At 66.5% G+C, this 7,206-nt stretch carries 6 protein-coding genes; 1 reads left to right on the forward strand and 5 read right to left on the reverse strand.

The annotated features are described in order from the left end of the window. On the reverse strand, window positions 1–930 hold a 930-nt coding region (locus tag AB3X43_RS12520; RefSeq protein WP_369430186.1), incomplete at its 3' end, for a diguanylate cyclase. Window positions 931–956: 26 nt separating this feature from the next. Then, window positions 957–1,367 (reverse strand): response regulator, encoded by a 411-nt coding sequence (locus tag AB3X43_RS12525; protein WP_369430187.1) that lies wholly within the window; start codon window positions 1,365–1,367, stop codon window positions 957–959. 302 nt (window positions 1,368–1,669) lie between these two features. Here AB3X43_RS12525 and metH point away from each other — a divergent pair, with 302 nt between their 5' ends. Continuing rightward, a complete protein-coding gene (gene metH / locus AB3X43_RS12530) occupies window positions 1,670–4,387 on the forward strand; it encodes a methionine synthase (RefSeq protein ID WP_473965119.1) in 2,718 nt (905 codons plus the stop codon). 70 nt (window positions 4,388–4,457) lie between these two features. On the opposite strand, the gene AB3X43_RS12535 is transcribed toward metH, so the two are convergent. The 3 genes from AB3X43_RS12535 to cgtA all read right to left on the reverse strand — a co-directional run. Beyond that, the gene (locus tag AB3X43_RS12535) at window positions 4,458–5,051 is read right to left on the reverse strand and encodes a PEP-CTERM sorting domain-containing protein (RefSeq protein WP_369430189.1); all 594 of its coding nucleotides are present in this window, start codon (window positions 5,049–5,051) and stop codon (window positions 4,458–4,460) included. Between the two features lie 193 nt (window positions 5,052–5,244). Continuing rightward, complete coding sequence (gene proB / locus AB3X43_RS12540; protein WP_369430190.1) at window positions 5,245–6,363, reverse strand: glutamate 5-kinase; 1,119 nt, start codon at window positions 6,361–6,363, stop codon at window positions 5,245–5,247. 33 nt (window positions 6,364–6,396) lie between these two features. Further along, on the reverse strand, window positions 6,397–7,206 hold an 810-nt coding region (gene cgtA / locus AB3X43_RS12545), incomplete at its 5' end, for an Obg family GTPase CgtA (RefSeq protein WP_369430191.1).

A 7,206-nucleotide genomic window follows, 5' to 3' on the forward strand; every position in this document is an offset into this window, starting at 1 on the left:
CCCGTCGCCATCCGCATGCAGTGCACAGGCACGGTTGCGCCCGGACCGCTTGGCCTCGTACAGGGACGCATCGGCCGACGCCAGCAGCGCGTCCATCGTCCGGGCCATGTCTGGCGCAGTCGCCTCGCCCGCCAGGTCCACCGCACCCACACCCACGCTGACACTGACCCGTGCCTGCAATCCGACGCCGTGGTGCGGCAGATCGAGCGCCGCCACGGCATCCAGGATGCGACCGGCCACCGTGGCCGAGGCCGCCAGCGACGTCTGCGCCAGCAGCACAGCGAACTCCTCGCCACCGATGCGGGCCACGAGATCGGTCGGACGCTGGCAGGCGCTCGCCACCGCACCGGCGACGGCGCGCAGGCAGCCGTCGCCAGCCGGGTGTCCATAGTGGTCGTTGTAGGCCTTGAACTGGTCGATGTCGATCATCATCAGCGCCAGCGGCTGGCCGCTGCGCTGAGCGATCGCCAGTTCACGCAGCATCAGCGTGTCGAAGCGGCGCCGGTTCGCCACGCCCGTGAGCGGGTCTTCGGTCGCGATGCGCCGAAGCTCGTCCGACAGGCGCTTGATCTTGAGCTGCGTGCGCACCCGGGCCCGTACCAGCGGCGCAACCACCGGTTTGGTGATGTAGTCGGCAGCGCCGGCTTCGAAGCCCGACACCTCGAACTCGGCCGTGTGGTTGGCGGTGACGAACACGACGGGGATGTCCGCCAGATCCGGGTCCGCCTTGAGCCTCTCGCAGACCGCAAAACCGTTCAGACCGGGCATGTCCGCATCCAGCAGCACGAGGTCCGGCCGCTGGCTGGCCATCAGACGCAAGGCCTCCTGGCCATCGGTGGCCATGCACACGTCGCCCAGGTCTTCCAGCATGCGCGCCAGCACCTGGATCGCGCCCGGGTCATCGTCGACGATCAGGATGGTGGCGTTCATCGCGGAAAGCGGCCTCTGGCAGTCCGTCACTCGGAAGCGTCAGGGTCATTCGGTCGGTGCCAGGTGTCTCGCAGGTGAGCGCGGACCCGGGCGCGCAGGTGGTCCGGTGCCACCGGCTTGGCAACGAAATCGGAAGCGCCGCAGTCGAATGCGGACACCTGGAACGCCACGCTCGGGTGGGCTGTCGTGAAGATCACGGGCACATCCTTCAGTGCGGGGTCGCGCTTGAACAGACGGCACAGATCGAACCCCGACATGCCTGGCATGTCCGCATCGAGCAGGATGATGTCCGGGCGGCAGGCCCTGGCCTGTTCGAGCGCGTCATCGCCCGAGGTGGCGAAATGCTGTTCGGGGTATTGCGCCAGGATTCGACCCAGGACCTGGATCGCAGCGATGTCGTCATCGACCAGCAGCAGATGCGGTTGGTTGGAGCCCATGTACTGCATCGCCCCTGATGGAGCGCTCCGTGCTGAATGTTGAATCCCGGACGGTACATGGCCTCGCTCCGTCCGGCAGGATTCCCGTGAGTTTCTGCTGTTTTCAGCTGACTTCGGCTCTGGCTGGAAATCTTATACGAAGCCGCCCGACCCTCCGCCAGATTGGCTTTGGCGCGTCGGGAACGCCATTCGGTAAAATCGAGCCACCCGCCCTGGGGTGCGGGTACGTCCATCGCTTCGGGGTTCACAGAATCTCCCTGACCGCACCCATGACTACCGCTGCACGCACTCCCCCTCCCCCGATGCGCCTGTCCGGCCTGGAGCCGGTCGAGATCGGTGCCGGCACCCTGTTCGTCAACGTCGGCGAGCGCACCAACGTCACCGGCTCGCGGGTCTTCGCCAAGATGATCCTGGCCGGCGAGTACGAACGCGCCCTGGCTGTCGCCCGCCAGCAGGTCGAGAACGGCGCGCAGGTCATCGACATCAACATGGACGAGGCCATGCTCGACAGCCAGGCGGCGATGGTGCGCTTCCTGAACCTGATCGCGGGCGAGCCGGAAATCGCCCGCGTGCCGATCATGATCGATTCGTCCAAGTGGAGCGTGATCGAGGCGGGCCTGAAGTGCATCCAGGGCAAGGGCATCGTCAACTCGATCTCGATGAAGGAGGGCGAGGCAGAGTTCAAGCGCCAGGCGAAGCTGGTCAAGCGCTACGGCGCGGCGGCGGTCGTGATGGCCTTCGACGAAAAAGGCCAGGCCGACACCTACGCCCGCAAGGTCGAGATCTGCGAGCGGGCCTACCGGATCCTGGTCGATGAGGTCGGTTTCCCTGCAGAAGACATCATCTTCGACCCCAACATCTTCGCCATCGCCACCGGCATCGAGGAACACGACAACTACGCCGTGGACTTCATCGACGCCACGCGCTGGATCAAGGCCAACCTGCCCGGCGCCAAGGTCTCGGGTGGCGTGTCGAACGTGAGCTTCTCGTTCCGCGGCAACGAGCCGGTGCGCGAGGCGATCCACACCGTCTTCCTGTACCACGCGATCCAGGCCGGCATGGACATGGGGATCGTCAACGCGGGCATGGTCGGCGTGTACGACGACCTGGAGCCGGTGCTGCGCGAGCGCGTGGAGGATGTGGTGCTGAACCGCCGCCCCGACGCGGGCGAGCGCCTGATCGAGATCGCCGAAACCGCCAAGGGCGCCGCCAAGGACGACTCGGCCAAGCTGGCGTGGCGCGGCACGGCAGACCATCCGGTCAGCGTCGATGACCGGCTGAGCCACGCGCTGGTCCACGGCATCACCGACTTCATCAACGCCGACACCGAGGAGGCGTGGCAGGCGATTTCAGCCCGTGGCGGCCGGCCGCTGCACGTCATCGAAGGCCCGCTGATGGCTGGCATGAACATCGTCGGCGACCGCTTCGGCGCCGGCAAGATGTTCCTGCCGCAGGTGGTGAAGTCGGCCCGCGTGATGAAGCAGGCGGTCGCGCACCTGCTGCCTTACATCGAGGCCGAGAAGAAGGCAATGGTCGATGCGGGCGGCGAGGCCAAGCCGAAAGGCAAGATCGTCATCGCCACCGTCAAGGGCGACGTGCATGACATCGGCAAGAACATCGTCACCGTGGTCCTGCAGTGCAACAACTTCGAGGTGGTCAACATGGGCGTGATGGTCCCGTGCCAGGACATCCTGAAGAAGGCACGCGAGGAAGGCGCGGACATCATCGGCCTGTCCGGGTTGATCACGCCGAGCCTGGAGGAGATGCAGCACGTTGCGGCCGAGATGCAGCGTGATGACTACTTCCGCGAACGCCAGACGCCGCTGCTGATCGGTGGTGCGACCTGCTCGCGGGTCCACACCGCCGTGAAAATCGCGCCGCACTACACCGGGCCGGTGGTCTACGTGCCGGATGCCTCGCGTTCGGTGGGCGTGTGTTCGGACCTGCTCAGCGACGAGCGCGCCGCGAAGTTCATCGACGAACTCCACGCCGACTACGACCGCGTGCGCACCCAGCACGCCAGCAAGAAGGCCACGCCGATGGTGCCGCTGGCGACGGCGCGGACCAACAAGACGCCGCTCGACTGGGCCGCCTACACCCCGCCGAAGCCGAAGTTCATCGGTCGGCGCGTGTTCCGCAACTACGACCTGGCGGAACTGGCGCAGTGCATCGACTGGGCGCCGTTCTTCCAGACCTGGGATCTGGCGGGCAAGTTTCCGGAGATCCTGAAGGACGACGTCGTCGGCAGCGAGGCGGTGCGCGTGTTCAGCGATGGCAAGCGGCTGCTGCAGCGCGCGATCGAAGGCCGCTGGCTGCAGGCCAGCGGTGTCATCAGCCTGCTGCCCGCCAACACGGTGGACGACGACACGATCGAGGTCTACGCCGACGAGTCACGCGCGACCGTGGTGCTGCGCTGGCAGCCGCTGCGCATGCAGTCGGAGCGGCCGGTGATCGACGGCGTGCGCCGGCCGAACCGCAGCCTGGCCGACTTCATCGCGCCGAAGGGCACGAAGCCGGACTACATCGGCCTGTTCGCGGTGACGGCCGGGCTGGGTATCGAGAAGAAGGAGCGCCAGTTCATCGACGACCTCGACGACTACAGCGCGATCATGTTCAAGGCGCTGGCCGACCGGCTGGCCGAGGCCTTCGCCGAGCGGCTGCACCAGCGCGTGCGCACCGAGCTGTGGGGCTACGCGGCGGATGAGACACTGAGCAACGAGGCGCTGATCGCCGAGCAATACCGTGGCATCCGCCCGGCACCGGGTTATCCGGCCTGCCCGGACCACCTCGTCAAGCGCGCGATGTTCGAGGTGCTGGACGCCCGCGACATCGGCATGGACCTGACCGAGAGCCTGGCAATGACCCCGGCAGCCAGCGTCAGCGGCTTCTACCTGGCGCATCCCGAATCGGCGTATTTCAACGTCGGCAAGATCGGTGAAGACCAGCTGGCGGACTTCGCGGCGCGGCAGGCACTGAGCGAAGCCGATGCACGTCGGGCGCTGGCGCCGGTGCTGGGCTGAATCGATCCACAACAAAAAAGCGCCTCGATCGAGGCGCTTTTTTTCATGGCAACCGAGGTTGCCAAGTCGCTCAAGCTCCGGCTTGCGGCTGCTTGCGGCGGCGGGCCATGAAACCCAGGGCGCCCAGACCGGCGATCATCATCGCGTAGGACTCGGGTTCCGGCACAGCCGCGGCCACCGAGACATTGTCGACCAGCAGGCCTTGCGTGCCATTGCCCGAAAAATACAGGTGGTAGGACGCCAGCGGTGCAGCCGTGAACGTGAAGGAAACCGGCTGCCATCCCGGCGTGGGCGGCGTTCCCCAGGCGCCCGGTGCGGGGCTGGCCGAACCAGCCAGCGAGCTGTAGTCAGGCGAACCCGACGTCGTCGAGTTGAACAACTCGGCCAGACCCGTGCCGTAGGCATCGAAGCTCACCGTGTAAGAACCGCCCGCACCGACCGTGAAGCTCTGGTAGATGTACTCGCTGTTGTCCAAGGCGGCGAACGTATTGCCAGCCAGGTTGCCGATCGACGCAGCGGTGCCGCCGGTGAACCACTCGACACCCAGCGCCAGGTTGAACTGCGTGTCATCCAGCCCGGTGACTTGTGCTTGGCTGGTGCCAGCCAGCAGCGTCAGTGCAACGCCAGCCGCGATGGAAGCAAGACGAAATGAAGGAATGCCCATGATTGATCTCTCCGTGAGTTGGTGCGGACCGCCGATGCAGGTGCTGAATCAGGTGACAGCACATCCGGGCAGTTCAGAGCCAAGTCTAGGCAGTACCAGAAAAATCACTACCCCGCTTCACGGGAGACCCATACGCCTGAATTGCAAAATTAATCACCGAACACCGCAAACCTGGGGGGAGATTTTTCAGAAATCACACGAGAACCAGATTGTCCCGGTGGATCAGCTCGGACTCGTTGGCATAGCCCAGCAGCCCTTCGATCTGCGATGACGGCTTGCGCGCGATGAGCCGGGTCTCGCTGCAAGCGTAGTTCGCCAGGCCACGGGCGATCTCGGCGCCGGTCTGCGTGCGCACCGCGATCACGTCGCCACGGGCGAAGTCGCCCTGCACTTCCACGACGCCGATCGGCAGCAGGCTCTTGCCTTCGTCGCGCAGCTTGAGCGCCGCGCCATCGTCCACGACCACTGCACCCTTGAGCTGGAGGTGGTCGGCCATCCACTGCTTGCGCGCCGCCACCTTGGGTGTCGTGGCCACCAGCAGCGTGCCGATGGACTCGCCCGCCACCAGCCGCAGCAGCGCGTCCGGCTCGCGGCCCCAGGCGATCACGGTGGAGGCTCCGCTGCCGGCGGCCCGCTTCGCGGCCAGGATCTTGGTGATCATGCCGCCCTTGCCGATGCTGGAACCCGCACCACCGGCCATCTGCTCCAGCTCGGGTGTGCCGGCCACGGCTGCGTGGATGAACGTCGCCTCGGGATCCTTGCGCGGATCGGCCGAGTACAGGCCCTTCTGGTCGGTGAGGATGATCAGCGCATCGGCATCGACCAGATTGGCCACCAGCGCCCCCAGCGTGTCGTTGTCACCGACCTTGATCTCGTCGGTGACGACGGTGTCGTTCTCGTTGATCACCGGCACCACACCCAGCCCGAGCAGCGTCAGCAGCGTCGAGCGGGCGTTCAGGTAGCGCTCGCGGTCGGCCAGATCGGCATGCGTGAGCAGCACCTGCGCGCTGCCGAGACCCTGCGCGCGCAGGGACGTCTCGTAGATCTGCGCCAACCCCATCTGACCAACGGCGGCGGCGGCCTGCAGCTCGTGCAGTTCTTTCGGCCGCGTTGCCCAGCCCAGGCGCTTCATGCCCTCGGCGATGGCACCGGACGACACCATCACCACCTCGCGCCCCTGCCGGACCAGCGCGGCAAGTTGCACGCACCAGGCGTGGATCGCCTCGGCGTCCAGGCCGCGGCCCTCGTTGGTGACCAGACTGGAGCCGACCTTGATGACAATGCGGCGGGCGTTCAGCAGAACTTCACTCATGGCGACCTCGCGAAAAAAGAACCCGGCGCGTGCTCAGCGAAAGCGCGGGTCGGTCGGATCAGGCGGCGTGGCTTCGTTGTCGGCCTCGACGAAGCGCACGTCCGGCACCTCGATCGGGGGGGCATTGAGGGCCGCCACATGCTGGTAGAGCGCCCGGATCAGGGGCTCGCAGCCCTCGCGGGTCAGGGCCGAGATCTCGAACACCGGCGCCTTCCAGCGCAGGCGGCGCACGATGTCCTTCACGCGCGCCTTGCGCTCCTCGGGGTCCGGCAGCATGTCGAGCTTGTTGAGCACGAGCCAGCGCGGCTTGTCGTAGAGCGCCTTGTCGTACTTCTTCAGCTCCTTGGCGATGGCGCGGATCTGCGCGACCGGATCGACACCCTCGTCGAAGGGCACCGCGTCCACCATGTGCAGCAGCACGCGGGTGCGCTGCAGGTGGCGCAGGAAGTAGTGGCCCAGGCCGGCACCTTCGGAGGCGCCCTCGATCAGGCCCGGCACGTCGGCGACCACGAAGCTCTGGCTCGGGCCGACACGCACCACGCCCAGGTTGGGGTGCAGCGTCGTGAACGGGTAGTCGGCGATCTTGGGGCGCGCGTTCGAGATCGCGGTGATCAGCGTGGACTTGCCCGCGTTGGGCATGCCGAGCAGGCCGACGTCGGCCAGCACGCGCAGCTCCAGCTTCAGGTTCTTGATCTCGCCGGGCCAGCCCACGGTCTTCTGGCGCGGGGCGCGGTTGGTGCTGGTCTTGTAGTGCAGGTTGCCGAAGCCGCCGTCGCCACCCTTGGCCAGGATGATCTCTTCGCCGTGCGTGAGCAGCTCGGCAATGACTTCTTCCGTCTCGCC

This window comes from Sphaerotilus sp., from assembly GCF_041083715.1.
GTDB lineage: Bacteria > Pseudomonadota > Gammaproteobacteria > Burkholderiales > Burkholderiaceae_C > Sphaerotilus.

Excerpts from the sequence above, each read along its gene's own strand:
- AB3X43_RS12525 (WP_369430187.1), bottom strand. The coding sequence starts at position 1,367 with ATGGGCTCCAACCAACCGCATCTGCTGCTGGTCGATGACGACATCGCT.
- metH (WP_473965119.1), top strand. The coding sequence starts at position 1,670 with ATGCGCCTGTCCGGCCTGGAGCCGGTCGAGATCGGTGCCGGCACCCTG.
- AB3X43_RS12535 (WP_369430189.1), bottom strand. The coding sequence starts at position 5,051 with ATGGGCATTCCTTCATTTCGTCTTGCTTCCATCGCGGCTGGCGTTGCA.
- proB (WP_369430190.1), bottom strand. The coding sequence starts at position 6,363 with ATGAGTGAAGTTCTGCTGAACGCCCGCCGCATTGTCATCAAGGTCGGC.